Origin of the sequence: Mesorhizobium sp. ESP6-5, from assembly GCF_020164695.1 — a bacterium.
GTDB classification, from domain to species: domain Bacteria; phylum Pseudomonadota; class Alphaproteobacteria; order Rhizobiales; family Rhizobiaceae; genus Mesorhizobium; species Mesorhizobium australicum.
The window spans coordinates 89,384-113,675 of the sequence record NZ_JAIUGR010000015.1 but is presented as its reverse complement, the minus strand read 5'-3'; the positions used below and the strand labels follow the sequence as shown (position 1 = coordinate 113,675).

The 24,292-nt window shown below is 62.5% G+C and carries 29 protein-coding genes; 22 read left to right on the top strand and 7 right to left on the bottom strand.

What is annotated here, in order from left to right:
• Window positions 1-9 precede the first annotated feature (9 nt).
• The 4 genes from LB524_RS23510 to LB524_RS23495 all read left to right on the top strand — a co-directional run bounded on the left by LB524_RS23510 (window position 10) and on the right by LB524_RS23495 (window position 2,648).
• Window positions 10-270 carry a helix-turn-helix domain-containing protein gene (locus LB524_RS23510; protein ID WP_224530594.1) on the top strand — a complete coding sequence of 87 codons (261 nt, stop codon included), beginning with the start codon at window positions 10-12 and terminating at the stop codon, window positions 268-270.
• A gap of 164 nt (window positions 271-434) precedes the next feature.
• Complete coding sequence (locus tag LB524_RS23505) at window positions 435-1,163, top strand: LuxR family transcriptional regulator (RefSeq protein ID WP_224530591.1); 729 nt, start codon at window positions 435-437, stop codon at window positions 1,161-1,163.
• A gap of 65 nt (window positions 1,164-1,228) precedes the next feature.
• A complete protein-coding gene (locus LB524_RS23500) occupies window positions 1,229-1,843 on the top strand; it encodes an acyl-homoserine-lactone synthase (RefSeq protein ID WP_224530590.1) in 615 nt (204 codons plus the stop codon).
• 106 nt (window positions 1,844-1,949) lie between these two features.
• A complete protein-coding gene (locus LB524_RS23495; protein ID WP_140789421.1) occupies window positions 1,950-2,648 on the top strand; it encodes a winged helix-turn-helix domain-containing protein in 699 nt (232 codons plus the stop codon).
• Window positions 2,649-2,732: 84 nt separating this feature from the next.
• Here LB524_RS23495 and LB524_RS23490 read toward each other — a convergent pair whose 3' ends face one another.
• From LB524_RS23490 to LB524_RS23480, 3 genes are read right to left on the bottom strand one after another with little or no spacing between them, the layout of a single operon-like run.
• Complete coding sequence (locus tag LB524_RS23490; RefSeq protein ID WP_224530587.1) at window positions 2,733-3,509, bottom strand: amino acid ABC transporter ATP-binding protein; 777 nt, start codon at window positions 3,507-3,509, stop codon at window positions 2,733-2,735.
• Window positions 3,509-4,168 carry an ectoine/hydroxyectoine ABC transporter permease subunit EhuD gene (ehuD, locus tag LB524_RS23485; protein ID WP_224530584.1) on the bottom strand — a complete coding sequence of 220 codons (660 nt, stop codon included), beginning with the start codon at window positions 4,166-4,168 and terminating at the stop codon, window positions 3,509-3,511. Before ehuD ends, LB524_RS23490 begins: the two co-directional genes overlap by 1 nt.
• A complete protein-coding gene (locus LB524_RS23480) occupies window positions 4,158-4,817 on the bottom strand; it encodes an amino acid ABC transporter permease (RefSeq protein ID WP_141907260.1) in 660 nt (219 codons plus the stop codon). The genes ehuD and LB524_RS23480 overlap by 11 nt, the downstream gene beginning before the upstream one ends.
• 409 nt (window positions 4,818-5,226) lie before the next feature.
• On the opposite strand from LB524_RS23480, the gene trbB reads away from it, so the two are divergent.
• The 14 genes from trbB (at window position 5,227) to LB524_RS28920 (ending at window position 16,586) form a co-directional block, all read left to right on the top strand.
• Entirely contained in the window at window positions 5,227-6,210 is a 984-nt protein-coding gene (gene trbB / locus LB524_RS23475; protein WP_224530581.1) for a P-type conjugative transfer ATPase TrbB, read from the top strand.
• Entirely contained in the window at window positions 6,207-6,539 is a 333-nt protein-coding gene (locus LB524_RS23470; protein ID WP_140789412.1) for a TrbC/VirB2 family protein, read from the top strand. The genes trbB and LB524_RS23470 overlap by 4 nt, the downstream gene beginning before the upstream one ends.
• Window positions 6,539-6,820 carry a VirB3 family type IV secretion system protein gene (locus LB524_RS23465; RefSeq protein ID WP_140789410.1) on the top strand — a complete coding sequence of 94 codons (282 nt, stop codon included), beginning with the start codon at window positions 6,539-6,541 and terminating at the stop codon, window positions 6,818-6,820. The genes LB524_RS23470 and LB524_RS23465 overlap by 1 nt, the downstream gene beginning before the upstream one ends.
• A gap of 10 nt (window positions 6,821-6,830) precedes the next feature.
• A complete protein-coding gene (gene trbE / locus LB524_RS23460) occupies window positions 6,831-9,281 on the top strand; it encodes a conjugal transfer protein TrbE (protein WP_224530578.1) in 2,451 nt (816 codons plus the stop codon).
• Window positions 9,278-10,036 (top strand): P-type conjugative transfer protein TrbJ, encoded by a 759-nt coding sequence (gene trbJ / locus LB524_RS23455; protein WP_224530575.1) that lies wholly within the window; start codon window positions 9,278-9,280, stop codon window positions 10,034-10,036. The genes trbE and trbJ overlap by 4 nt, the downstream gene beginning before the upstream one ends.
• Window positions 10,037-10,047: 11 nt before the next feature.
• Window positions 10,048-10,374: a putative entry exclusion protein TrbK-alt gene (gene trbK-alt / locus LB524_RS23450; RefSeq protein WP_224530567.1), complete on the top strand. Its 327-nt coding sequence runs from the start codon at window positions 10,048-10,050 to the stop codon at window positions 10,372-10,374.
• A 2-nt stretch (window positions 10,375-10,376) separates the two neighbouring features.
• Window positions 10,377-11,744: a P-type conjugative transfer protein TrbL gene (gene trbL, locus LB524_RS23445; RefSeq protein ID WP_224530565.1), complete on the top strand. Its 1,368-nt coding sequence runs from the start codon at window positions 10,377-10,379 to the stop codon at window positions 11,742-11,744.
• 2 nt (window positions 11,745-11,746) lie between these two features.
• Window positions 11,747-12,436 (top strand): conjugal transfer protein TrbF, encoded by a 690-nt coding sequence (gene trbF / locus LB524_RS23440; protein ID WP_224530562.1) that lies wholly within the window; start codon window positions 11,747-11,749, stop codon window positions 12,434-12,436.
• Window positions 12,433-13,494 (top strand): P-type conjugative transfer protein TrbG, encoded by a 1,062-nt coding sequence (gene trbG, locus LB524_RS23435; RefSeq protein ID WP_224530559.1) that lies wholly within the window; start codon window positions 12,433-12,435, stop codon window positions 13,492-13,494. The genes trbF and trbG overlap by 4 nt, the downstream gene beginning before the upstream one ends.
• Window positions 13,491-14,624, top strand: a complete 1,134-nt coding sequence (locus LB524_RS23430; RefSeq protein WP_224530557.1) for a TrbI/VirB10 family protein — start codon at window positions 13,491-13,493, stop codon at window positions 14,622-14,624. Before trbG ends, LB524_RS23430 begins: the two co-directional genes overlap by 4 nt.
• A 1-nt stretch (window position 14,625) precedes the next feature.
• Complete coding sequence (locus LB524_RS23425) at window positions 14,626-14,847, top strand: DUF2274 domain-containing protein (RefSeq protein ID WP_224530555.1); 222 nt, start codon at window positions 14,626-14,628, stop codon at window positions 14,845-14,847.
• 251 nt (window positions 14,848-15,098) lie between these two features.
• A complete protein-coding gene (locus tag LB524_RS23420; RefSeq protein WP_224530554.1) occupies window positions 15,099-15,260 on the top strand; it encodes a hypothetical protein in 162 nt (53 codons plus the stop codon).
• Between the two features lie 846 nt (window positions 15,261-16,106).
• Entirely contained in the window at window positions 16,107-16,331 is a 225-nt protein-coding gene (locus LB524_RS23410; RefSeq protein ID WP_224530733.1) for a hypothetical protein, read from the top strand.
• A gap of 60 nt (window positions 16,332-16,391) precedes the next feature.
• On the top strand, window positions 16,392-16,586 hold the full coding sequence (locus LB524_RS28920) for a pyruvate kinase alpha/beta domain-containing protein (RefSeq protein WP_263486748.1): 195 nt from the start codon (window positions 16,392-16,394) through the stop codon (window positions 16,584-16,586).
• Window positions 16,587-16,674: 88 nt separating this feature from the next.
• Here LB524_RS28920 and LB524_RS23395 read toward each other — a convergent pair whose 3' ends face one another.
• Complete coding sequence (locus LB524_RS23395; protein ID WP_224530552.1) at window positions 16,675-17,637, bottom strand: alpha/beta fold hydrolase; 963 nt, start codon at window positions 17,635-17,637, stop codon at window positions 16,675-16,677.
• 173 nt (window positions 17,638-17,810) lie between these two features.
• On the opposite strand from LB524_RS23395, the gene LB524_RS23390 reads away from it, so the two are divergent.
• Entirely contained in the window at window positions 17,811-18,869 is a 1,059-nt protein-coding gene (locus LB524_RS23390; RefSeq protein ID WP_224530550.1) for a PdxA family protein, read from the top strand.
• A 31-nt stretch (window positions 18,870-18,900) separates the two neighbouring features.
• Entirely contained in the window at window positions 18,901-19,974 is a 1,074-nt protein-coding gene (locus LB524_RS23385; protein WP_224530547.1) for a tartrate dehydrogenase, read from the top strand.
• Window positions 19,975-20,059: 85 nt separating this feature from the next.
• Here the strand turns inward: LB524_RS23385 and LB524_RS23380 are convergent, their stop codons facing one another.
• The 3 genes from LB524_RS23380 to LB524_RS23370 all read right to left on the bottom strand — a co-directional run bounded on the left by LB524_RS23380 (window position 20,060) and on the right by LB524_RS23370 (window position 22,925).
• Window positions 20,060-21,403 (bottom strand): MmgE/PrpD family protein, encoded by a 1,344-nt coding sequence (locus LB524_RS23380; RefSeq protein WP_224530534.1) that lies wholly within the window; start codon window positions 21,401-21,403, stop codon window positions 20,060-20,062.
• Between the two features lie 65 nt (window positions 21,404-21,468).
• Window positions 21,469-22,218, bottom strand: coding sequence for an SDR family NAD(P)-dependent oxidoreductase (locus tag LB524_RS23375; protein ID WP_224530530.1), 750 nt, complete (start codon window positions 22,216-22,218; stop codon window positions 21,469-21,471).
• Window positions 22,215-22,925 (bottom strand): FCD domain-containing protein, encoded by a 711-nt coding sequence (locus LB524_RS23370; protein ID WP_224530527.1) that lies wholly within the window; start codon window positions 22,923-22,925, stop codon window positions 22,215-22,217. The genes LB524_RS23375 and LB524_RS23370 overlap by 4 nt, the downstream gene beginning before the upstream one ends.
• A 105-nt stretch (window positions 22,926-23,030) precedes the next feature.
• Between LB524_RS23370 and LB524_RS23365 the strand changes: the two genes are divergently transcribed.
• Both LB524_RS23365 and LB524_RS23360 read left to right on the top strand, forming a co-directional pair.
• Entirely contained in the window at window positions 23,031-23,612 is a 582-nt protein-coding gene (locus LB524_RS23365) for a chromate transporter (RefSeq protein ID WP_224530525.1), read from the top strand.
• Window positions 23,599-24,138 carry a chromate transporter gene (locus tag LB524_RS23360; RefSeq protein WP_224530522.1) on the top strand — a complete coding sequence of 180 codons (540 nt, stop codon included), beginning with the start codon at window positions 23,599-23,601 and terminating at the stop codon, window positions 24,136-24,138. Before LB524_RS23365 ends, LB524_RS23360 begins: the two co-directional genes overlap by 14 nt.
• Window positions 24,139-24,292 lie beyond the last annotated feature (154 nt).

The following is a 24,292-nucleotide window of genomic DNA, read 5'->3' as shown; positions in this document are numbered from 1 at the left end:
CGTTGTTCGATGAAACTGCGCGGCGTTTTTGGTTTGAACGTGCAGCGGCTACGGAGAGAAAGAAGACTGTCTCAGGAGCAGTTGTCTTTCGCTTCGGGCCGCACGCGAGCCTATATCAGCAGCGTCGAGGCCGGTCGGCGCAACGCCACGCTGGATACAGTCGAGATCCTGGCGAAGGCCTTGGATGTCGAGCCGCAAGAGTTGATCGCGGCCGTTCCATCGAAGGCTGTGCGTGGGACGAAACAAGTGGTTGCGAAGTCGACAGAATGAAGGCTCACGTGTTCGTTCGAGATGTTGAACACATGTCCGCCTGCCGACTTTAGCCGTCTAATTGACTCCTGCAGTGCACATTCGCTCTGGGCCCCATTGAAGATCGTGGAGACGCGCATAAGTTGTGGCGCGGCGTGCGGCTTGGCTTTTGTCGAGGTCTGCCAATGCAGCGCGAAGGTGTTGCTGATCTTTTCGTAGCAATCTCGAGGATCGACACTGCGCGGTCAACTGATGCAATCCTGCAAGAGTTTCGCTCCATCATGGGGCGGTATGGATTGCGCAATTTTCTGATCACCGGCCTGCCGGTGCCGCACGACGCGGACTGGCAACGCGAGATCCTGGGCGACGGATGGCCTCCCGAATGGTATTTTCGATATGTCTCGGAGGAGCATTTTCTGCATGATCCTTGCGTTGCGCAGTGCCGGCACTCGCCACAGCCCTTCCTATGGGGCGACCTTCCAGCCGCAAGACTGTTTAAACGCGCAAGATTGGTGATGAACGAGGCGGCGGAGTTCGGGATGAAGCAAGGTATCTGCGTCCCGGTACACGTCCCGCTGTCAGGTCCCGGCGTGGTCACCGCCGCGAGTGACCGGATTGAATTCCCGCCGAGCGCCATGCCCTTCATCGAGACGCTGTGCGTACATACGTTCCGGAGCCTTTCAGCGTTAGAAACAGCTGGCGGGGGAGACCAGCCCACGCCATTGACGGCGCGCGAGCGCGAACTTCTGGAGTGGAGCGCACAAGGCAAATCCACGGAAGACATCGCCTGCATCCTCGGCGTCACCAGAAACACGGTCGAGAGCCATCAACGCAACATTCGAGGAAAGCTTGACGCGATCAACGTGTCCCATGCCATCGTCAAGGCGCTGCGACGGCAGGAAATCCAGATTTAGCAATACCTGAATACCGTCATACGTACGGAAAGTCCGTTTTCCTACGACCTCCGCCTGGAGGCGTCATGGTTCGTGTGCACTTGGTCACCTGGGAAAACAGGAAGCAGTATAGAAAAGTGCTGGAGCGCTATTTTCGCATCCGGTACGACATTTACGTCAAGCACAGACGATGGCGCGCCGTCGCCCGACCCATCAACATCGAGATCGACGCCTTCGACAACGAGCATGCGCTTTATGTTCTGGCGCTCGATACCAACGGCAAGATCGTCGGCGGCTCCCGTCTTGTTCCGACGCTGGAGCCGCATCTGATGAGCGAGGTCTTCCCAGTTCTCGCCGGCGGCACGCCTCCGAGAGCGGCAGACATCTTCGAATGGACGCGTTTTTTTGTCGTTCCATCGCTTCGCACGCACGGAGCGTCGTCGCCGATCGCCGGCTTTGTTCTGTGCGGTCTTCTTGAGACGGCCCAAAGTCTGGGAATTCGACAGATCAGCGTGGTGTGCGAAACATTCTGGCCGAAACGCCTGCGTGCGCTTGGCTGGACGATTTTCGAGCTCGGCAACGCTCTCGAGCATCCGGATGGTGACATCATTGCGCTGCTTATCGATGTAACCCCTGAGGCTATTGAGCAGACGCGCCGCGCTTATGGCATCAGCGGCGTCATACTCGCAGACAAAATCTAGGATGGTACCCACCGGTAGCTGAAAGTTCGCCCGCCAGGGGATATTGTCTCGCGCCCACTTGCGCGGTAGTCAGCCCTATGATGCACCGAATTCGGTTGATGGACTCATGACGCCGCTGGTCCTGATCTCTTCGAAGGACCCGGATTTCTTTCTGGTTTACGGGCACATCCTTTCGGTGGCAGGCTTCGAAGCCCGGCTGATCACGGCAGACACGAAGATTGCCCCCGCCATCAAGGCGGCGGCGCCGCTTGCCGTCATCCTGGACTGTCATGCGGGCGACCGCGCAATCGCCAAGCAATGCCTGGCGCTGAAGTCGGCCGAAGCGACAAAAGCAACGCCCCTTGTCGGCTTGGTTGCGCCTCGTTCCGGCAAACTGCACCTGGACCTTATCAAAGCGGGCGTCGACGAAATATTTTCGCGGCCGTTTGCGCCCGAGCAGCTTCTGACGTGGCTGCATGCCAAGGCAGGGGTCGCGAAGCTCGCGCGGGAAACCAAGACAGGCGATCTGGTGCAGGGCGATTTCCGGTTGGAGCGACAGACCCACCGGACATTCTTCAAACAAAAAGAAATCATCCTGCCACCGATAGAGTTCAAACTGTTGCGCAGCCTTCTGGCGCAACCTGGAAAGGTCTTCAGCCGCGAGGAACTGGTCGCGACCGCATGGCCTGGACACGCCGCTGCCACCGATATACGGGGTGTTGACGTTCATATTGCCAGGTTGCGCAAAAGGCTTCGGGCATCCGTGGGAAGCGACGTGATCCGAACCGTCCGCTCTGCTGGTTACGCATTCGCGCCGGACTGGTAGTCCGCGCGGCGATTCAGGCATCAATCCAATTGTCATGTCGGCGATCGCGCCCGTTTGAGTGCGCGACGTTCACAGGATCAGCTCTCAGTGGCTCAGGATCGTATCCAGGAACCGCCTGGCGCGCGGATGAGCGGCTCCAGAGAAGAAATCACTGGAAGACGCGTGCTCGACGATGCGGCCTTCATCCATGAAAACGACCTCATCGGCCACTTCGCGTGCAAAGCCCATCTCATGCGTCACGCAGACCATGGTCACGCCGCTGCCCGCCAGCGCAATCATGACGTCGAGCACTTCCTTGATCATTTCCGGATCGAGAGCCGAGGTGGGTTCATCGAACAGCATGATGCGGGGATCGAGGCACAGAGCGCGCGCGATCGCCGCTCGCTGTTGTTGGCCGCCCGACAGCTCAGCCGGATAGGCCCGTGCCTTTTCGGGGATGTGCACCGCCGTCAGATGCCGCATGGCGATCTCTTCGGCCTCGTGTGCCGATTTCAACAGGACCCGGCGTAGCGCCAGCGTGCAGTTGGCAAGCACGGTGAGGTGAGGGAAGAGGTTGAAGCTTTGAAACACCATGCCGGTCAGCCGGCGCGCCGTCGCGGCATCGCGATCGGTTTTTCCCAGAATTCTCCCTTCAAATTCTATCGTGCCCTTTTGGAAACGCTCAAGACCGTTGATGCAGCGAACCAATGTCGACTTGCCGGACCCGGACGGTCCGCAAACGACGACGCGTGCGCCCGCTCGCAATGTCAGATCTATGTTTTTCAAAACGTGCACGGCACCGAACCACTTGTTGAGGCCTTCGATCCGCACGAGGGGGACGGATTGGAGCGCCGAGGTCGGAAGCGCGCGCCGGTCGAGCATCAGCGGCGCCCGCTCGCAAGCAGGCGCTTCTCGATGCGCTTCACTCCATAAGAAATGATCAGCGCCAGGGCGAGAAACAGAACGCCGGCGACGGTCAGCGGCTCCGCATAGCGATAGGTCTCGGAAGCGATATCGAACGCGCGCCCGAGCATTTCCGGGACGGCCAGTATCGCGAGATAAGGCGTCGCCTTAAGGATCGAAACCAGGTAGTTGCCGAGCGGCGCGGCGATGTTGCGCAGCATTTGGGGTGCGATGACGAACATGACCGTGTCGCGGCGTGTGAGCGACAAGGCTCTGGCTGCTTCCTGCTGGCCCCTCGGGATAGCGTCGATGCCCGCCTTGAAGACCTCTGCCAGATAACCGCTGTAATACAGGCTTAGCCCCAATATGCCCACCGTCATGGCGCCAAGCCGGATCCCATAGAAGGGCATAACGAAGTAAAGGAAATAGAGCCAGGCCAAGACCGGCGTCGAGCGGATGAAGTCGATCAGGAAGCGCACGGCGAGGCCAGGCGCACCGCCCCCGCGGCGGATCATTTCGAAAGCGAAGCCAAGCGCCGACGCACCGACGCAACTCAAGACGGTGGCCAGCAGGGTCGCCCCGATCGCACCGATAATGGTCGGGATTGTCGAGAGCGCGAAGTCGAGGTCAAATCCCACGGGGCGTTCCTCTTTCGGGGTTGACCCGCGCCTCGAGCCAGCGGCCGGCGAGCGCGATTGGATAACAGACGACGAAGAACGCGAGCAGCAGCGCCGAATAGATCGCCACCGGGTCGTATTCGGTCTGCGAGATTTCCTTGGCGCGGAAGGTCATGTCCGTCAGCGTGACCAACGAGACGAGGGAAGTCGCCTTGACGAGCTGAATAAGGTTGTTGACGAATGTGGGACTCATGGCGACCAACGCCTGAGGCAGCTCGATCAGAAGCAGGATCGCCGGGCGCGAGAGGCCGAGCGCCATGCCAGCCTCGCGTTGGCCGGCAGGAAGAGATTGAAGCCCGGCCCGCACCGCTTGGCTGGCATAGCCGCCGCTATTGAGGCCGAGCACCAATGCACTGACGGTCATCGCCGATAGAGTGACCCCCATGACCGGCAGAACGTAGTAAAAGACGAAGAGCAGGATGACGACCGCCGAACTGCGCCAGAATTCGATTATTGCGGTGACCAGAAAGCGCGTAAAGCCGGTGGTCAGAAACTGGGCCACGCCGAAAACAAGCGCGAAGGGCACTGCGAAGACCAAGCCATAGGCGGTGACCGCTGCCGTTACCCGCAGTCCTTGCAGAATCCCAAGCCAGATGTCTAGCATGCTCATGACGCTTCAGCGCCCTTTGTCGTCAAGGGGCGCGGCGTTGCGACTGTCGGGGCCCTTCGAGCATATTTGGAAACGACTATTTGGCGCCGAGTCCTCGGGACCGAACCGCATGACAATCCTCCGCGCCGTGGAAAGGGCGATCGCCGCCACTGCCAGGGATTTCATAAACCCGGTGGGAGTCGAGTGTCAATATACATGTACATATGATTGCCGAAGTTTATACTCCGCCGATCTTGGAACGCCCCGCTATGTCGCCATAAAGCGTCCTGACCTCGGCGCCGCCGTTCGGCGGTTTTTGTTCGCTGCGCTACGACGGCAGTCAAAAGCTGTTGAATCCGGCCGCTCCAGGCCTTTCTTGCTCATCCCGACCGGGAGCCGCTCGACGAGTTCCCGATCCAACGGGGACAGGATGGCTATCTCGCACAACGATACCGAAGGACGCGCGCGCAGCTCCCGTATGCTGCGCACCGCGCTCGGACCCGCCATCGCCCGGTTCCTGGACGATCCCGCGATCGTCGAGGTCATGCTGAACCCTGACGGCCGGATCTGGGTGGATCGGCTTTCGAAAGGTTTGGCCGATACGGGGGAAATGCTCGCGCCTGCCGCTGGCGAGCGGATTGTGCGTCTGGTCGCCCATCATGTCGGCGCCGAGGTCCATTCCCGGTCACCGCGCGTCTCGGCCGAGTTGCCGCAAACCGGCGAGCGTTTCGAAGGTCTGCTGCCGCCGGTGGTCGCCGCGCCGGCCTTCGCGATCCGCAAGCCCGCGGTCGCCGTCTTCACGCTCGATGACTATGTCGCGGCGGGCATCATGACTTCTGGCGACGCCGCAGTGTTGCGCGCCGCGGTTGCTGGCCGCGCAAATATCCTCGTTGCAGGCGGCACGTCGACGGGCAAGACGACCCTGACCAACGCGCTCCTCGCCGAAGTGGCGAAAGGGACGGACCGGGTCGTCATCATCGAAGACACCCGCGAACTGCAATGCGCGGCCCCCAATCTCGTCGCCATGCGCACCAAGGATGGCGTCGCCACGCTTTCCGACCTGGTTCGTTCGTCGCTGCGCCTGCGGCCCGATCGCATCCCCATCGGCGAGGTGCGCGGCGCTGAAGCGCTGGACCTATTGAAGGCATGGGGCACCGGGCATCCCGGTGGCATCGGCACCCTTCACGCCGGCTCCGGTATTGGCGCTCTGCGCCGACTTGAACAACTGATCCAGGAGGCCGTCGTCACTGTCCCGCGTGCGCTGATCGCCGACACGATCGGCCTTGTCGCCGTGCTCGCCGGACGCGGCGCGGAGCGACGGCTTGTCGAACTTGTCCGGGTCGAGGGTTTGGGCCCCGATGGCGATTATCGCATTGCTAAAGCTACCCCGATCAACACAGGAGAGATTTCATGATCCGCCTGCTTTCTCGCTGCCGCGCCGGCCTGGCCGCGACCAGCGCCGCCATTGCCTTCAACCTCATGGTCGCGCCGGTCGCCCGTGCGTCGGGCTCCTCGATGCCGTGGGAACAGCCGCTCGAGAAGATCCTGCAGTCGGTCGAGGGACCGGTGTCCAAGATCATCGCCGTCATCATCATCATTGTCACCGGCCTGACGCTGGCCTTCGGCGACAGCTCAGGCGGCTTCAGGCGGCTGATCCAGATCGTCTTTGGCCTTTCGATCGCCTTCGCGGCATCAAGCTTTTTCCTTTCGTTCTTCTCGTTCGGCGGCGGAGCGTTGATCTGATGACAACCGGTTTTGAACAGCTCGACACAGTGCCGGGGTGGACGGTGCCCGTGCACCGGGCGCTGACCGAGCAGATCCTGCTCGGGGGCGCGCCGCGTGCAATCGCGATCCTGAATGGCACGCTGGCGGGCGCTGTCGGTCTTGGGCTGCGGCTCTGGCTGGCCGGTCTCCTCATCTGGGGAATCGGACATTTCACGGCAGTATGGGCCGCCAGGCGCGATCCGCTTTTTTTCGAAGTCGGACGCCGGCACCTGCGGCTGCCCGGACATCTGTCGGTTTGAGGGCGCCGCCATGATGAGCCTTGCCGAATACCGCCGGACTGCTGCTCGCCTCGCCGACTTTCTGCCTTGGGCCGCGCTCGTCGCTCCCGGGGTCGTGCTCAACAAGGATGGCAGCTGTCAGCGCACCGCGAGGTTTCGCGGACCCGATCTGGACTCCGCCGTAGCGGCGGAACTCGTCGCGGTGGCATCGCGCATCAACAATGCCTTTCGTCGTCTCGGCTCGGGATGGAGCATCTTCGTCGAAGCGCAGCGGCACGAAGCGGCTTCTTACCCCGAAAGCCAGTTTCCCAATGCGGCCTCCGGCCTGCTCGATGCCGAGCGCAAAGCCGACTTCGACGAGGAGGGGGTCCATTTCGTATCGAGCTACTTTCTCACATTCCTCTTCCTGCCGCCGCCCGCAGACGCCACGCGCGCCGAGGACTGGCTTTATGAGGGTCGCGACCAGTCGGGCGCAGATCCGGGCGAGATCGTCCGCGCTTTTGTCGACCGCACTGAGCGCGTGCTGTCCCTGCTCGACGGGTTCATGCCTGAATGTCACTGGCTCGATGATTGCCAAACGCTGACCTACCTGCATTCGACCATCTCGACCAAGCGCCATCCGGTGCGCGTTCCCGAGACCCCGATCTATCTCGATGCGCTGCTGGCCGACGAGCCGCTCGCCGGCGGGCTCGAACCGCGGCTTGGCGACAAGCATCTTCGCGTGCTCACCATCGTCGGCTTTCCGACCGCCACGACACCCGGCCTGCTTGATGACCTCAATAGGCTGGCCTTCCCGTACCGCTGGTCGACCCGCGCGATCCTGCTCGACAAGGTCGACGCTGTCCGCCTTTTGACCAGGATACGGCGGCAATGGTTCGCCAAGCGCAAGAGCATCGCCTCGATTCTCAAGGAGGTGATGACCAATGAGGCATCAGCACTCCTCGACACGGCCGCCGCAAACAAGGCGGCCGACGCCGACACGGCGCTGCAGGAGCTCGGCGCCGACATGGCGGGCATGGCCTATGTCACCGCCACCGTCGCCATATGGGATTGCGACCCGCGCGTGGCCGACGAGAAACTGCGGCTCGTCGAGAAAGTCATCCAGGGCCGCGACTTCACGGCGGTAGTCGAGACCGTCAACGCGGTCGACGCCTGGCTCGGCTCGCTGCCCGGGCACGTCTATGCCAATGTCCGTCAGCCGCCTATCTCGACGCTCAATCTCGCCCACATGATCCCCCTCTCTGCCGTGTGGGCGGGGCCGGAACGGGACGAGCATCTGGTCAGTCCTCCCTTGCTTTACGGCAAGACCGAAGGCTCGACCCCGTTCCGGTTGGTTCTTCATGTCGGCGATGTCGGTCACGCGCTGGTCGTCGGCCCGACCGGCGCCGGCAAGTCGGTGCTGCTGGCGTTGATGGCGCTGCAATTCTGCCGCTATCGCAACGCTCAGATCTTCGCATTCGACTTCGGCGGCTCGATCCGCGCGGCGACGCTCGCCATGGGCGGCGACTGGCACGATCTCGGGGGCCATCTCACCGAAGGCATGGATGCTTCCGTTTCGCTGCAGCCGCTCGCCCGCGTTCATGACACGTATGAGCGCGCCTGGGCGGCTGACTGGATCGTCGCGATCCTGACGCGCGAGGGCATCCAGATCACCCCGGACGCAAAGGAGCATATCTGGGCGGCCCTGACCTCGCTCGCCTCGGCTCCGCTCGAGGAGCGTACCATCACCGGGCTCAGCGTGCTTCTGCAGGCCAATGACCTGAAGCAGGCGCTTCGTCCCTACTGTGTCGGTGGCCCGAACGGCCGGCTGCTCGACGCAGAGGCCGAACATCTCGGCCAGGCATCCGTGCAGGCGTTCGAAATAGAAGGTCTGGTGGGCACGCAGGCCGCGCCAGCCGTCCTGTCCTATCTGTTTCATCGCATCGGCGACCGGCTCGACGGTCGCCCGACCCTGCTCATCATCGACGAAGGCTGGCTTGCCCTCGACGATGACGCGTTCGCCGGGCAGTTGCGCGAATGGCTGAAGACGCTTCGCAAGAAGAATGCCAGCGTCGTCTTCGCCACCCAGTCACTCTCCGACATCGACAATTCGGCTATCGCGCCGGCCATCATCGAAAGCTGTCCAACCCGGCTGCTGTTGCCCAACGAACGCGCGATCGAGCCGCAAATTACCGCCATCTATCGCCGCTTCGGCCTGAACGACCGCCAGATCGAGATTCTGGCGCGAGCCACACCCAAGCGCGATTATTACTGCCAGTCCCGTCGCGGCAACCGTCTCTTCGAGCTCGGCCTGTCAGAGGTCGGGCTGGCACTTTGCGCCGCGTCGTCGAAGAGCGATCAGGCGCTGATCGGCAGCATCATCGCCGAGCATGGCCGCGACGGCTTCCTGTCGGCCTGGCTGCGTGCCCGCGACGTCGGCTGGGCCGCCGACCTCATTCCCAACCTCACCGTTCCCGAACCTGAAAAGGAGTCCAAACCATGACTATTCGTCAAACCCGCCGGCGCGTCCTTCTTATGGTCGCGGCGACGCTCGCCACGCCGATCGCGATCTGGCCGTTGATAACTGCGCCAGCGCATGCCTTCATCGTGTTTGATCCATCGAACTATTCCCAGAATGTCCTGACGGCTGCGCGTTCGCTGCAGCAGATCACGAACCAGATCACCTCGCTTCAGAACCAGGCCCAGATGCTGATCAACCAGGCGCGCAACCTCGCGAGCCTGCCTTTGTCATCGGTGCAGCAACTGCAACAGTCGGTGCAGCGCACCCAACAGCTTCTCGGCGAAGCACACAACATCGCCTTCGACGTCCAGCAGGTCGACAAGGCATTTCAGCAGCAATACGGCGGCGTTTCGCTCTCTGCTTCCGACCAGCAACTCGTCAGGGAGGCGCGCTCGCGCTGGCAAAACACAGTGGGCGGTCTCCAGGACGCAATGCGCGTCCAGGCGGGCGTCGTCGGAAACATCGACACCGGCCGTGCGCAGATGTCGGCGTTGGTCAGCGCCAGTCAATCGGCGACCGGTGCGCTGCAGGCGACGCAAGCTGGCAACCAGTTGCTTGCGCTGCAGGGCCAGCAGCTTGCGGACCTGACCGCCCTGGTAGCCGCCAATGGTCGCGCCCAGGCGCTGAGCGGGGCGGAACGTGCCGCCGCGGTCGATCAGGGGCGTGAGCAACGCCGCCGCTTCCTGACCCCAGGCTCTGGCTACCAGGCCGACTCGGTCCAGATGTTCAACCGCTGAGGTCGATGGCCATGGACGGCAAAACCCTCGCTCGCATCGTGGCCGTCATGTTCGTCGCCGTCGCCATGACGGCGACGGCGCTCGAGATGAGCCGGAAGGAAGACAAGCCGGTGGGGGAGGGCCCGCACACACCGGCGGCCTCGGTGCCGAATGCGCTTCCCGATGGCCTGCGCCGCTGCCAGGCCCTCGGCGAGGCTGCCCTGCGTGAGGATGGATGTGCGCGGCTGTGGGCCGAACAGCGTGATCGCTTCCTCGGTCTCGAAAGGCCGTCGGGGAGTTCGATAGGCCAGCCCGCCGCTTCGCGGTCGCCGGACGCTGGGCCCCACGAGGCTCGATAGCCATGGGCAATACCGGCGTCATCGACCAATTCCTGGCCACCTTCACCCGCTATATCGACAGCGGTTTCGGCCTGCTCGGCGGCGAGGTCGCATTCGTCGCCACCACGCTGATCGTCATTGACGTGACACTTGCCGCGCTCTTCTGGAGCTGGGGCGCCGATGACGACATCCTCGCGCGGCTCGTCAAGAAGACGCTCTTCGTCGGTGTCTTCGCTTACCTGATTTCGAATTGGAACAGCCTCGCCCAAATCGTCTTCGAGAGTTTCTCCGGCCTTGGTCTCAAGGCGAGTGGAACCGGCTTCTCGGCACAGGATCTGCTGCATCCGGGCAAGGTGGCGCAAACCGGGCTCGATGCCGGACGACCATTGCTTGAGGCCATCTCCGGTCTGATGGGCTACATCTCCTTCTTTGAAAACTTCATCCAGATCGCTTGCCTGCTCTTTGCCTGGGCGCTGGTGCTGCTCGCCTTCTTCATCCTGGCGGTGCAGCTCTTTGTGACGCTGATCGAGTTCAAGCTGGCGACGCTGGCCGGCTTCGTGCTGATCCCTTTCGGCCTTTTCGGCAAGACGGCCTTCATGGCCGAACGCGTGCTCGGCAACGTCATCTCGTCGGGCATAAAGGTTCTGGTGCTTGCCGTGGTCATCGGCATCGGATCGACGCTCTTCGGCGAATTCACCCAAGGCTTCGGCGGCGAGAGCCCCACCATCGACCAGGCCATGGCGATCGTGCTGGCGGCGCTGTCGCTGCTTGGCCTCGGCATCTTCGGTCCTGGCATCGCCAACGGCCTCGTCGCGGGTGGACCGCAGCTGGGCGCCGGCGCGGCAGTCGGGACTGGCCTTGCCTCGGCCGGCATAGCAGTTACAGGCTACGGAGCAGCCAGCCTCGCGGCGCAAGGCGGGACAGCCGCATTCGCGGGAGCCATGTCAGCCGCGCGTGGCGGGACATTCCTCGCTGGCGGCGGTTCGGCCGCCTATATGCTTGGCGCCGCCGGGCAGTCTGGCGTGGCAGGCGTCGCTTCCGGCCTGGGCGGCATTGCGCGCGCAGGCGCTTCAGCGGCAGCCTCTCCACTCAAGCGCGCCGCCGCAAACACCGGTCGATCTCTTAACTCGAACTTCGCCTCTGGCGCCGGTTCGGCCGCTGAAATCACCGGCGGTTCGTCGACAATGGGAACGATTGGCGACGCCGCTGCGTCAAACCCGGCGGCGTCCGCCGTGGGCAAGCCATCCAGCGCTCAAGGTCAGCCCGAGTGGGCCAGACGCTTGCATCGCTCCCAACGCCTCGCGCACGGCGCCCAGACCGCCGCCCACGCGGTGCGCGCCGGCGACAGCCATGGCGGCGGAGCCTCGATCTCTCTTTCTGAAGGCGAATGACCATGAACATTTTCAGGCGCCCCGCCGTCCACTACGGCAAGAGCCCTCGACCGGAAACTCCCTATCAAAAGGCGCAGCAGATTTGGGATGAACGCATCGGCTCCGCACGCGTGCAGGCACGCAACTGGCGCGCCATGGCGTTCGGGTCGCTCATCCTGTCGGCGGGGCTCGCCACCTCACTGGTCTGGCAGTCGGGCCGCGGCACGGTCGTGCCCTGGGTCGTGCAGGTCGATAAGCTCGGCCAGGCTCAAGCGGTCGAGCCCGCAACCGCCGACTATAGGCCTACCGATCCGCAGATCGCGTGGCATCTCGCCCGCTTTATCGAGCAGGTACGCTCCATCCCCGCTGATCCGATCATCCTGCGCCAGGACTGGCTGCGCGCCTATGACTGGACCACCGACCAGGGCGCGGCGGCGCTCAACGACTATGCGCGCGCTGCGGATCCTTTCGCCAAGGTCGGCAAGCAGCAGGTCGCGGTGGACGTTTCTTCGGTCATCAGAGCCTCGCCGGGCTCCTTTCGTGTCGCCTGGATCGAGCATCACTACGAAAACGGTCAGCTTTCAGGCACCGAGCGCTGGACCGCGATCCTGACGATCGTGACGCAGATGCCAAGCGACGCCGAACGGCTTCGCGCCAATCCGCTCGGCATTTACGTCAACGCCATCAACTGGTCGCGGGAGATGAGCCAATGAGCCCGACATCGCGTCTTGTTACCGGCACGACTTTCCCAACATATCTGCTATCCGCCATATTGGTCTCGGGGACGACGCTGCTTGCGGGTTGCGCCACGCCGGCGAAGAAGCCGCCGAACATCGGCTACGATACCTATGTTCCGCCCTTGCCGCCGGCTCCGGCCGCCGCGACCGACCAACGGCCGAAACCCCTTCGCGTCCCACCAGGCTGGGCGCCCGCGCGGGGCGGCGCCACCGGAGAAACGCCGGCCGCCCGCGTCGAGAACGCAAATGCCGCGGCGCGCGTGCAACCGCGCCGTGAGGGCTACTACAACGCGATTCAGATCTACCCATGGAGCGAAGGTGCGCTCTACCAGGTCTACGCCTCACCTGGCCAGATAACGGACATCGCGCTTGAGCCGGGCGAGAGCTTGACCGGAGACGGTCCGATCGCGGCTGGTGATACCGCGCGCTGGATCATCGGCGACACCGAAAGCGGGTCCGGCATTTCCCGACGCGTCCACGTCCTGGTGAAACCCTCGCGCGCGGACATCACAACGAACCTTATCATCGCCACGGACCGGCGCAGCTATATGCTTGAGCTACGCTCAGGCGCGAAGCCCTACATGCCCGCCGTTGCGTGGTCCTATCCGGCTCTGAAAGCGGGCCTCCTGCAGACGATCGCCGCAACCCCGGTCATACCGGACGTTACGGTGCGCAACTATCGCTACGGCCTCACCGGCGACAGCCCGCCCTGGAAGCCGGTGAGCGCCTATGACGATGGCCGCAGGGTCTATGTCCAGTTTCCGCGCGGCATCGTGCAAGGCGAGATGCCGCCGATTTTTGTCATCGGTCCGGACGGCGAGGCTGAAATCACCAACAGCCGCGTCTATCAAAACGTCCTCATCATCGACCGCCTTTTTGGTGCGGCCGAACTGCGTCTTGGCGCAGGTAAGCGGCAGCAGACGGTCCGGATAGTGCGCGTCGACAAAAGAAGCGATGGGTTGTGGCGGGGCCTAAGCGACAGGGCCGCGCCCGAGCTGCCGAACGCAATGCACAGGGGAGCGCTGCAGCCATGAACGAGAAGAATATGGCCGAACCCATGCGGCTTCGCGCCGACCCGCCGCGTGTAACGCGTCTGTCGCGCAAGATGCTCGCAGGCATCGGCTTCGTCGCCTCGCTCGGTGTCGGCGGCGCGCTGATCTACGCTCTGCAGGACACCAACACATTCAAGCAGGGCGAGGAACTCTACCCTACCTCCAATCGGCCGCCCGCCGACGGGTTGGCAAGACTGCCGCGCGACTATGCCGGCCCGATCCTTGGGCCGCCGCTGCCTGGCGATCTTGGCAGGCCGATTCTCGATGCCCAGAACAAGGGGCAAGCCGTGGTGCCCCCATCAATCGCAAGCCCCGCGATCGACGAAGCCGAGCAGCGCCGGCAAGCCGAAGAGGAAGCGGCCAGAACCTCGCGCGTGTTCTTCCAGACGGCGCAAGGAGCTTCCAGGACCGCCGAAGCGTCCGCTCCTGCTGTCAGCGATCTTGCCAGTCAGTACGCTCAGCCAAATGCGCAGGATCGCCAGCTTTCCTTCCTGTCCGCCGCCGCTGACCGGCGGACCGTGGCCCCGGATCACATCACGCCTCCGGCGTCACCCTATGTGCTTCAAGCCGGTGCCGTGATCCCCGCCGCGCTCGTCACAGGTATCCGGTCGGACCTTCCCGGGCAGATCAGCGCTCAGGTGACCGAAAATGTCTATGACAGCCCCACCGGTCGCTCGCTGCTCATCCCGCAAGGCACTCGAATTGTTGGGCAGTACGATAGCGGAATTGGTTCCGGGCAGCGCCGCGTGCTGCTTGTCTGGAACAGGCTGATCTTTCCCGACGGACGCTCCATGGTGCTGGAGCGGCAGCCTGGCGCGGACGCTCAGGGCTATGCCGGCCTAGAGGATGCCGTCGACTATCACTGGGGCGAGTTGTTCAAGGCCGCGGCGTTGTCGACCATTCTGAGCGTTGGCGCGCAGGCCGGTTCTTCTGATCAAGACAGCGATATCGTGCGGGCTCTGCGTAGCGGCGCTTCCGATAGCGTCAGCCAGGTAGGGCAACAGGTCGTTCAGCGGCAACTCGCTATCGCCCCGACGCTCACGATCCGGCCGGGGTTTCCCGTTCGCGTCCTCGTCACCCGCGACCTTGCCCTTGAACCATACGGAGGTTGAAATGGCCAAGTTGAAACTCGCAACGATCGCCGACGACAAGCCGGTGAAGATTACGGTGGAACTGCCGGCGCCTCTGCATCGCGACTTGGTGAAATACGCAGAGATCCTTGGGCGCGAGACTGGGCGGCCGTCTGCCGATCCATCACGCTTGATTGCGCCGATGCTTGAGCGGTTCATCGCAACGGACCGCGGCTTTGCGAGAGCAAAGAAGGAAGAGGCTTAGACCGAGCTCTCCTATGGCCGACGACCTGCGAGCGTGTTGAGCCGGGACGCCGCTAGGATGCGCTCTTGTCGATGGCTTACGGCCACTTAGGCTTGAACGGCTAAATCGTTCGCGATCATGGACCGGTCATGGCCTTGCACAGCTTTGATCAAGGTCAAGCGACGCAGCTCGATCCGGCGTTACCTGCTGGCAATGGCAATGAAACGATCGGACGGCGCTGCAGCGCTCGCCTGATCCGGCGGGAGAAATAAATGATCCTGAATAACGGCGCACTTGCCGCGGTGACCGATGGCGAGAGCCTGCGGCTGTTTCACAACAAGGGACACGAACCCTATCTCGACCTGATCGAAGTAGAGGAGTCCGTGCCTGCGACGACCCACGCCGGCTCCGGCGGGCAGACATCCGCAATTTAACAGCCAATCCGGACGAGTCCCGGCTGCCAGCCCGCCGGGCAACTGGAACGATCGCTGGCGCGAGCCGTAGCGCTGCTCCGAGATAACAGTCTTTCTTTCCTCTTTTTCCCGGCCCTTTTCGCCTTTGATGGTCAGGACGTTGTTGGCGAGCTTGATGCCGACGTTCTTTTCGTCAATGCCCGGGAGCTCGGTGTGATCTCAAACCCATTGACCTTCTCGACAGGTCCAACGCCGGTGCTACCGGCCAGGCAGAGCCGCGGAGGGCGGCACTGCAGCCGGCAGCTTAAAGAAATGGGCCGAGGGAACGGAAATCGGGCGCAGACCCCGACGATACTGCCGGTGCTGGTCGGCTCGCCGAAGGCGTTGAAGAGACCTCTAGCGCCGACGCCGGGTGATCGAGCGCACTCCTGCACCCGCCCGCTGCCTCCTTGGTGGCAGGCTTTTTTATTGACACTCGTTCCTCGACACGAGCTGCTTAGTAGGGCAAGTCGGCGTACTGGTATATGGACACTCGCCCGCTCCGGTCGTCTGTCACTTAAAGAAAATAATCACCCCATCTGTGAAGCGTCAGTGGGCGCCCTGTAACCTGCTCGGCGGCTCTGAAAGAGGTGCTGGCCTCTACGTGAAATTCGGCAAGCATTCGCCCCGACAAGATTTCTCGAACCTGATACGCCACGGCCGCCCAACATTCGAATCATCCATTAGAACAGTCTAACGTTTCCTGTCGGTCGCCTGGCTTGTATTTTGGTATGGCTGGATTCTTCCAGTGACACTCCTGACCTCGCCTCTTGGCTCACGCCGGCCGGCTTTTTTCCATGCGCTGGAACAGCCTGATCGAATGCAAGTTTGGGCCAACGCAGCGCACTCCAACGTTCCTTCGCGCTGCTGGCCAAGGGCCCCGGCGCCATCGTCTTCAGCAACACCGGTTCGGCCTTGTATACCGGCAGTGGCAACCGCACGCTCGCTCTCGGCGGCGCCAACACCGGCCTCAACACGATGGGCGGCACCATCGCCAACGGGCCCGGCGGCACGACCACGCTCGCCAAGAACGACAGCGGCCCGGGGTCCTGACCGGCAACAACACCTTCACCGGAAACACCGTCGTCAACGACGGTAACCTGATCATCGGCAATGGCGGCACATCAGGCAATGCCGGCGCCGGCAACGTCATCGTCGCCAACGCGACTTCGACGCTGTCCTTCAACCGCAGCGAAGGACGGCTTCGCCAGCGCAGGTGAGCGCGTGCTCGTTGTCGCCGGCATTCCGTTCGGCACGCCGGGAGCAACCAACATGGTTCGTATCGCGGTGGTCGGAGAGCCTGCCTGACGGTCCGGTTACAACGGCGAACGTTTCCGGACTGTCGGGAGATGGGTGTCAGAGCAGAAGCTCTGACGCCCTAAGGTCAGGAGCTGCATCACGAACGATACGGGGTCGGCTCACCGCCATTGAAGAAGGTCCAGAAGCTCTCATAGACCAAGTCGGGGCGGTGCTCGGCCGGGTAATGGCCTGTCGGAATCGCCCAGGCCCTGAGGTTTGGAGCCCAGGGTGCCCAAGCCTCGATTGGCGTTAGATGACGGCCCACATGGCTGTTGCCGCCCCAGATCACCATCACCGGGCACTTGATCGTCTTCTTGCCGAAATCAGCTGTGTCCATGGCGAGGTCGAGCGTCACGGTCGCGCGGTAGTCCTCGCACACCGCGTGGATCTGCTCGGGCGTCGTGCAGCGGGCGTATTCCTTGAACGCTTCGGGCGTGAATATCTCCAGGCCCACGCCTTTCTTGTTGAGCTTGTAGTTGATGTAATAGTCGAGGTCGGCGCAGATAAGCTTCTCGGGGAAGGGCGCCTTCTGCGCCATGAAGAACCAATGGTAGCTCTCCAGCCCCCAGCCGAGGGTGACGTTGGTTAGAAGATGATAGGTGGGAATGATGTCGAGCGCGCAGAAGCGCGTGATCCTGTCGGGCTGGTCGAGCACCATGCGAAAACCGACCCGGGCGCCGCGGTCATGGCCGGCAAGCGCGAATTGTTCGAAGCCAAGCTCACTCATCACGTCGAAGGCGTCTTCGCCCATGGCGCGGAAACTGTAGGCGGCATGGTCCTCGCCGCCATCGGGTTTCGAACTGTCGCCATAGCCGCGCAGGTCGATGGCGACCACAGTGAAGGACTTTGCCAGGGAAGGCGCGATGCGATGCCAACTGACATGCGTCAACGGGTTGCCGTGAACAAGCATCAATGGCGGGCCAGATCCCGCGACCGCGACATTGATCTCCGCGCCCCTGGTCTCCACCGTCCTGTAAGAGAAGCCCTCCATCAAGCTCCCATGGTTCTCCTCCAGTGGCGGCATGGAGGATGCGGCGTCCGAGGCGTGCTGAGTGTCCATGGTGCTCTCCAAAAAAGGTCTTCCTAAGCCTTCTCCTCCAAATTGAAGATTGTCAACAATTTTCAATTGACTTTTTTTGGATGCGGCGCAACATCGCTTCGCAAGGGTCACGAAGCCAAGCTTGCGCGGCCGCTATCGGGTGGCCTCACACCGTCGAGCCGAAGGGCATATCCATGGCAAATCAAGATAGATCCGCGCGCAAGGGTGCTTCACCCCTGCCTCGTCTGGCCTTGTTGCCTGGCGACATGACCGGCATCGGCCCGGAGCTCGTTGCCCGCGTGCTGTCTGATGGCAGGCTCTCCGAAGTTGCGCGCATTGTCGTTCTGGGGGACCGGCGGGTCCTGGAGATGGGGGCTCGCGACGCCGGCGTATCCCTTGCTATCAAGACCGTGCCGGATGTCGCATCTGTCGACTGGGATGCAGCCGGAACGCCTCTCATCGACCTCGGCAACATCGATCCCCGAGCCTTGCCGCGCGGCGTGGTTTCACCGCAGTCCGGCAAACTGACCGGGGACACATTGGCCGAGGGGGTGCGGCTGGCGATGAACGGCGAGGTCGACGGCATCACCTTTGCGCCGCTGAACAAGGCAGCGCTTCATGCCGGCGGCTGGAAATTTGCCGACGAGCACAAGATGTTTGCCCACCTATTGGGACACAAAGGCTATTTCTCGGAGATGAATGTGCTCGACGGCCAATGGATGTCGCGCGTCACCTCGCATGTGTCACTGCGCACGGCTCTCGATCAGATCACCCATGACAGCATCATCGAGGCGATCGAACTGGTTAACCGCACCATGCGGCGCGCCGGTATGGAGAAACCGCGCATCGCCGTTGCGGCCCTCAATCCCCATGCCGGCGAGAACGGGCTGTTTGGCCGTGAGGAAATCGACCTGATCGGACCGGCGGTCGAGGCGGCAGCGGCAACCGGCATCAACTGCAAGGGGCCTTTCCCCGCGGACACCATCTACATAAAGGCCTTCGCGGGCGAGTATGACAGCGTGGTCGCCATGTACCACGACCAGGGACAGATCGCGACCAAGCTGCGCGGTTTCAACCGCGGCGTAACCGTCACGGCTGGCCTGGAGACCGTGTTCACGACGCCGGCGCACGGCACCGCCTTCGACATCGTTGGCAAGGGTATCGCGTCGACAGGCGCGCTGGAGAGCGCCATTCAACTCGCGGCCCAGCTTGCGCGCCGAAAGGGCGTGCAGCACGCAGACGCCGCAGCCTGAGCAATTTCCGCCGATCAGCCTGGAAAGCAAAATGACACAATCCAACAGTTTCCGCATCGCGGTCATCCCTGGCGACGGGATCGGCAAGGAAGTCGTACCCGAGGGCGTGCGCGTCCTGGAAAAGGTCGCTTCGCGGTTCGGCATCGGGCTGTCGTTCGACTGGTTCGATTTCGCTTCCTACGACTATTATGCCCGCCACGGCCGGATGCTGCCGGAAGACTGGAAGGACAAGATCGGATCACATGACGCGATCTTCTTTGGCGCCGTCGGCTGGCCAGCCGGCGTGCCTGATCATGTGTCGCTGTGGGGGTCGCTTCTCCAGTTCAGGCGCGAGTTCGATCAGTATGTCAATCTACGGCCGGTGCGCCTTATGCCCGGGGTTCCGAGCCCGCTCGTCGGTCGCGGTCCTGGCGATATCGATTTCTGGGTCGTGCGCGAAAACACAGAAGGCGAGTATTCGTCGATCGGCGGCCGTATCTTCCCGGGTACCGAGCGCGAAGTGGTGGTGCAGGAAACGGTCATGACGCGTATCGGCGTTGATCGCGTGCTGAAGTTCGCGTTCGAGCTTGCCGGCAAGGGCAAGCGCAAACACCTGACCTCGGCGACCAAGTCTAACGGCATCTCGATCAGCATGCCCTATTGGGACGAACGCGTGGTGGAAATGGCCAAGGCCTTTCCCGACGTGCGCTGGGACAAATATCACATCGATATCCTGACGGCTCAGTTCGTCCTTCACCCCGACTGGTTCGACGTCGTGGTCGCATCGAACCTTTTCGGCGATATCCTTTCCGATCTCGGGCCTGCCTGCACGGGAACGATCGGCATCGCGCCGAGCGCCAACATCAATCCAGATCGCAATTTTCCGTCCCTGTTCGAGCCGGTTCACGGCTCGGCACCGGACATCGCCGGGCAGGGGATTGCAAATCCGGTTGGACAGATCTGGTCGGCTGCTATGATGCTTGACCACCTCGGACATGCCGAGGCGGGTGCCTGGATTGTTTCGGCCATCGAGACCGTTTTAGCCGAGCCATCGCTGCGCACGCGTGACCTCGGCGGAACCGCAAACACCGTCGAGTGCGGTAAGGCAATCGTCGCCGCGCTCTGATTTTTTAGATCAATCACGTTGGCCTAGAACCGGGACGGCAGGCTGCCTCGTCGGCCCTGACCGATGCCGTCGCATCGACCTGCGCCTAGGCTGCCGGCGTCGCTGCCTGGGCGATGACGGCGGTATCGTCGAGGCTCTCGATATCCCAGCACAGATCGCGCAAGCGCGCCGCTGCCTTTGCACCCAGAACCGGCTCGGCCAGACCGCCGAACTTTGCGTTCAGATCCTCATCGGTCATCGGTCGCGCCAGGCTGCCGATCGCGTGCTCGACATGTCGCTTGAGGACACGGCCATCCCTGAGCTTGATCGTGACGTGACATTCGTCTTCGGCAACGCTGTGTGACGCCAGCGCACTGACGCGATCGCGCAGTGCAATGACCTGGGAATCGCATACCTTCGCGTCGCTGTATTCGGCTTCGCCGGCGCGGCCTTCTATGACGGCGACCGCTGCCGAGTGGTAGACACTGAATTTGCCTTCGAGGCCGACTTGCGGGGTTTTCTTGCCGGTCAATTCCAGCACCAGCGGGTCTACTTCCAACTCGACGCTCTCGATCTCATCGGCCTCCAGGCCGAATTCATTGCGCAACTGCACGCAGCCGTCGATGATCGGGTGGATGACGATACCGCAAGCGAACGGCTTGTAGGTGTTGAGAGCGATCTCGAAACTATCGCCCAGGCCTTTGGTAATCTCGTCGAAATTCCGCTCGGTGGACATGACATGGGCGAAACCGCGCGGCGCCTCGAGCACGCGGTTTGACGAGGTGAAGTCGCGTTGCGCCAGCACGGCCGAGAGCAGGCCATTTTGCGCCGCCCGTCCGGGGTGGAAGCTCTTGCACATGGTTCCGAACATCTCGCGAAAACCGGAAGACTGCGTGCCGGCGATGCCAAGCGCCCAGATCATCTGCTGTTCGTTGAGGCCAAGCAGCCGTCCCGCGGCGGCGGCCGCGCCAAAAACGCCGGCCGTTCCCGTGATATGCCAGCCGACGTCATAGTGCGCGGGATAGACGGCATTGCCGATGCGACATTCGACCTCGACCCCAAGGATGAGGGCATGCAGGAGATCGCGCCCGCTCGTCGGCTGCAGCTGCGCGAGGCTCAGGATCGCGGAAGCGACCGGCCCTGCCGGATGGATGATGGTCCTCAGATGCGTGTCGTCGAAATCGAAAACGTGGCTGGCGATGCCGTTGATGAGCGCGGCATTCAAGGCGTCCAGCCGTTCGCCACGGCCGAGGATCGCCGCTTGATCCTTGCCGGCGAAAGGCGACACTGCGCCTAGGGCAATGTCGACGCTTGGGTGTTGCGAGCCGCCAACCGCGCAGCCGGTCCAGTTGAGGAACGAGCGCACTGCCTCGCGCTTGACGCTGGCGGGTACGCTGTCTGCGGATGCCGACACGACATAGCGCGCCAGTGTGGCTGTGACGTCCATCATTGGATCTCCCTGGATCGCTGCTGAGCATCGCGCGGCGCACCGGCATGCTTTCGGACTGGCGTGGATTACGCCATGAAGGCACCGCCATTGACGTGGACGGTCTGGCCGGTGATGTAGCGAGCCGCCGGCCCGCAGAGGTAGCGCACGAGCGATGCAACTTCCTCGGGCGTTCCGCGCCGCCCGACAGGCGGCAGTTTCCCGGCATGGTGAGAAGGTTCTTCGCCAGCACGCTGCGTGTCGATCATCCCAGGCGAAACGCAGTTGACGGTGATGTTTTCGCCGGCAAGGTCATGGGCGAGCGCCCGCGTGAAGCCGGCCAGGCCAGCCTTCGCCGCAATGACATGCGCGCGGCCACTGGCGCCCGTATGAGCCGACAGACCGCCGATGTTGATCACCACGCCCTGTCCAGATTTCTTGAGGTGCGGGAGCGCCGCATGAGCGGTCAGGAACGCACCATCGAGAATGATGGAAAGCACCTCGCGCCACTCGACAAAACTCAGATCTGCAAAGGCGGTCTCGCGTCGCACGGCAGCACTGTTGATGAGAATGTCTATGCCGCCGAACTGCCGGACCGTCGCGTCGATCAGCGCGTCGACGGCATTTGGGTCGACGACGTCGGCGAGGAGGGCCGCGGCCCTGCCTCCGGCAGCGGTGATATCATTGACGACGGATTCGGCTTCAGCATGAGACGTGCGTGCGTTGACGACCACCGCGGCTCCGGCACGAGCCAGTTCCAGGGCCATCACGCGGCCGATATTGCGTCCCGCTCCGGTCACGATTGCGACGCGGCCCTCAAGTTCCCGAGCGCCGTTCATACGATATCCCTGGTTTTGGCAGCATCGCCGATCGCATGCGTCGGGTCGGCCGACGCCGGCAAGGTCATGCGGCTCTTGCCGCTGAGCACATGAAGGAAGGCCGCTTCCACGGCTGCCGCGGCGTCGCCTTCCCGCAATGCTGCAACGATACGGCGATGCTCGACATTGGATACGATCAGGCCGCCGCCCTGCAGCAAGGCGCGTTCCCGAAACAGGTGCAGTTCCTTGACGAGTTCGGAATAGGCTTTGTGCAACCGGCTGTTTCCTGCAAAGCGCAGGATGGAATCGTGGAACGTCAGATTGATCGGGTAATAATCATCGAGGGAATGCGCGATGGCCGCCTCTTCCATGCGATCCAGCAAGCTTTCGAGTTCCGAAATCTGCTCCGGCGTTACTCTCGTGGCCAGAAGTCGCGCCGCTGATGCAAAGAGACCGGCGCGCACATCGTAAAGTTCCGCGGCCTGTTCCTCGCCAATCTTGCGCATGAACACGCCTCGATTGGGCACGAGTTCGAGCAAGCCCTTTTCGGCAAGTGCGCGGCAGACTTCGCGGATCGGGCCGCGGCTCACAGAGAAACGGATCGCCAGCGAGTTCTCATTTAATCGCTCGCCAGGGGCGAATTCTCCCGACAGGATGAGGGTCTCCAACTCGCGCCGCAGGACGCTGGTCAGGGAGTGGGTCTGGAGAAATTCAAGCTCGGCCCTCATGGCATCGTGATCTACTATTTACTGCAAACTGTCAACAGAATACAGTGTGTCCGCTGATCACGGTCGTGGGCGTTCCTGGGTGAAAGCACGAAAATCGGAGGTTTCATGGACCAAATGGACGTCCCGACGACAGACGCGTTGCCCCCGCCAGGCCTCCTCGATCTCTTCCTGGCATTCACCAAGCTCGGCATAACCAGCATCGGTGGTGGTGTGAACGGTATGATGCACACCGAGTTCGTGGTGAACCGGCGCTGGTTCACCGACAAGCAGTTTTTGTCCGGGCTGGCGCTTAGCCAGTCCCTTCCGGGTGTCAATGTTGCAAACTTGGCGCTCTGGCTCGGGTTTCAATGTCGCGGTGTTGTTGGAGCCGTGGTTGCGCTGGCTGCGGTGGTGCTCCCCCCTGCTGTGGCGATAGTCCTGGTAGGAAACATCGTGCTGAGGCTCAGCACCGATCCTGTGATCGGCGCGATGCTCGTGGGTCTCGCGGTTGCGGCATCCGGGTTGTCACTATCGGTCGGCTACCTTGCCATGCGTTATGCCTGCATCGACGTTGTTTCAATAGCCCTCTTCACATGCACGCTGATCGGCGCGACGGTCTTTCATTTCTCGGCTCTCGTCGTGGTGGCGGTGCTCGCGCCCATCGGCATCGGCGTCGGCTTTTCAAGAAACCGGCATGAAAGACGATAATCTGCTCGTCAGTCTGTTTCTGGTCTTCGCGCCCCTGTCTTTGATGGCCATCGGCGGCGGGGCCTCCATCCTGGGCGAACTGCAACACAGCGTTGTCGACAACCGGCATTGGTTGACCAACAAGAGCTTCCTCGACATGTTTGCCATCTCCCGCGTTGCACCCGGACCGGGCACGCTGATCGTCACCCTGATGGGTTGGCATCTGGCTGGATGGGCGGGCGCGATCGTTTCGACGATTGCGATTTTTGCGCCGTCGTCGCTGCTGGTGATCGTGGTCGCGCATTTCTGGCACAGCCGCCCCAATGCGGCATGGCAAGGTGCTCTGGTTTATGGTTTGGCACCGCTTGCCGCCGGGCTGGTCCTGTCAAGCGTGTTCACTCTCTTGAGCAATGCGAAAGGCGGATGGATTGCCTGGTGCGTGGCTATCATGGTCGCTGTCGCGGCGCGGATGATCCGCCTCGGGCCACTGACGCTGATGATCGTCGGATCGGTCGTTTTCTGCGGGCTGATGACGACTGTTGGATAGGCGTTTCAGCCCTATCTCCGGGCCGAAAGACGTCACGGCGCCTCTGCATCATGCAGATAGTCGTCAGTTAATTGTTGACAATTGACAAAATTAGACGGACCTTTAGCAGCATGCATAAGCGCATCGCGCTTGTGAGGAAATGTTCGGGAGGACC

Bases quoted from the DNA above. Each gene is read 5' to 3' on its own strand.
- trbG (WP_224530559.1), top strand. From the start codon at position 12,433: ATGAGCCCGACATCGCGTCTTGTTACCGGCACGACTTTCCCAACATAT.
- LB524_RS23470 (WP_140789412.1), top strand. From the start codon at position 6,207: ATGATCCGCCTGCTTTCTCGCTGCCGCGCCGGCCTGGCCGCGACCAGC.
- LB524_RS23360 (WP_224530522.1), top strand. From the start codon at position 23,599: ATGAAAGACGATAATCTGCTCGTCAGTCTGTTTCTGGTCTTCGCGCCC.
- trbB (WP_224530581.1), top strand. From the start codon at position 5,227: ATGGCTATCTCGCACAACGATACCGAAGGACGCGCGCGCAGCTCCCGT.
- LB524_RS23510 (WP_224530594.1), top strand. From the start codon at position 10: ATGAAACTGCGCGGCGTTTTTGGTTTGAACGTGCAGCGGCTACGGAGA.
- LB524_RS23430 (WP_224530557.1), top strand. From the start codon at position 13,491: ATGAACGAGAAGAATATGGCCGAACCCATGCGGCTTCGCGCCGACCCG.
- LB524_RS23395 (WP_224530552.1), bottom strand. From the start codon at position 17,637: ATGGACACTCAGCACGCCTCGGACGCCGCATCCTCCATGCCGCCACTG.
- LB524_RS23370 (WP_224530527.1), bottom strand. From the start codon at position 22,925: ATGAGGGCCGAGCTTGAATTTCTCCAGACCCACTCCCTGACCAGCGTC.
- LB524_RS23465 (WP_140789410.1), top strand. From the start codon at position 6,539: ATGACAACCGGTTTTGAACAGCTCGACACAGTGCCGGGGTGGACGGTG.
- trbJ (WP_224530575.1), top strand. From the start codon at position 9,278: ATGACTATTCGTCAAACCCGCCGGCGCGTCCTTCTTATGGTCGCGGCG.
- LB524_RS28920 (WP_263486748.1), top strand. From the start codon at position 16,392: ATGGCGGCACATCAGGCAATGCCGGCGCCGGCAACGTCATCGTCGCCA.
- LB524_RS23495 (WP_140789421.1), top strand. From the start codon at position 1,950: ATGACGCCGCTGGTCCTGATCTCTTCGAAGGACCCGGATTTCTTTCTG.
- LB524_RS23420 (WP_224530554.1), top strand. From the start codon at position 15,099: ATGATCCTGAATAACGGCGCACTTGCCGCGGTGACCGATGGCGAGAGC.
- LB524_RS23375 (WP_224530530.1), bottom strand. From the start codon at position 22,218: ATGAACGGCGCTCGGGAACTTGAGGGCCGCGTCGCAATCGTGACCGGA.
- LB524_RS23380 (WP_224530534.1), bottom strand. From the start codon at position 21,403: ATGATGGACGTCACAGCCACACTGGCGCGCTATGTCGTGTCGGCATCC.
- trbF (WP_224530562.1), top strand. From the start codon at position 11,747: ATGAACATTTTCAGGCGCCCCGCCGTCCACTACGGCAAGAGCCCTCGA.
- trbL (WP_224530565.1), top strand. From the start codon at position 10,377: ATGGGCAATACCGGCGTCATCGACCAATTCCTGGCCACCTTCACCCGC.
- LB524_RS23385 (WP_224530547.1), top strand. From the start codon at position 18,901: ATGACACAATCCAACAGTTTCCGCATCGCGGTCATCCCTGGCGACGGG.
- trbK-alt (WP_224530567.1), top strand. From the start codon at position 10,048: ATGGACGGCAAAACCCTCGCTCGCATCGTGGCCGTCATGTTCGTCGCC.
- LB524_RS23390 (WP_224530550.1), top strand. From the start codon at position 17,811: ATGGCAAATCAAGATAGATCCGCGCGCAAGGGTGCTTCACCCCTGCCT.
- LB524_RS23490 (WP_224530587.1), bottom strand. From the start codon at position 3,509: ATGCTCGACCGGCGCGCGCTTCCGACCTCGGCGCTCCAATCCGTCCCC.
- LB524_RS23500 (WP_224530590.1), top strand. From the start codon at position 1,229: ATGGTTCGTGTGCACTTGGTCACCTGGGAAAACAGGAAGCAGTATAGA.
- LB524_RS23365 (WP_224530525.1), top strand. From the start codon at position 23,031: ATGGACCAAATGGACGTCCCGACGACAGACGCGTTGCCCCCGCCAGGC.
- LB524_RS23425 (WP_224530555.1), top strand. From the start codon at position 14,626: ATGGCCAAGTTGAAACTCGCAACGATCGCCGACGACAAGCCGGTGAAG.
- LB524_RS23505 (WP_224530591.1), top strand. From the start codon at position 435: ATGCAGCGCGAAGGTGTTGCTGATCTTTTCGTAGCAATCTCGAGGATC.
- LB524_RS23480 (WP_141907260.1), bottom strand. From the start codon at position 4,817: ATGAGCATGCTAGACATCTGGCTTGGGATTCTGCAAGGACTGCGGGTA.
- trbE (WP_224530578.1), top strand. From the start codon at position 6,831: ATGATGAGCCTTGCCGAATACCGCCGGACTGCTGCTCGCCTCGCCGAC.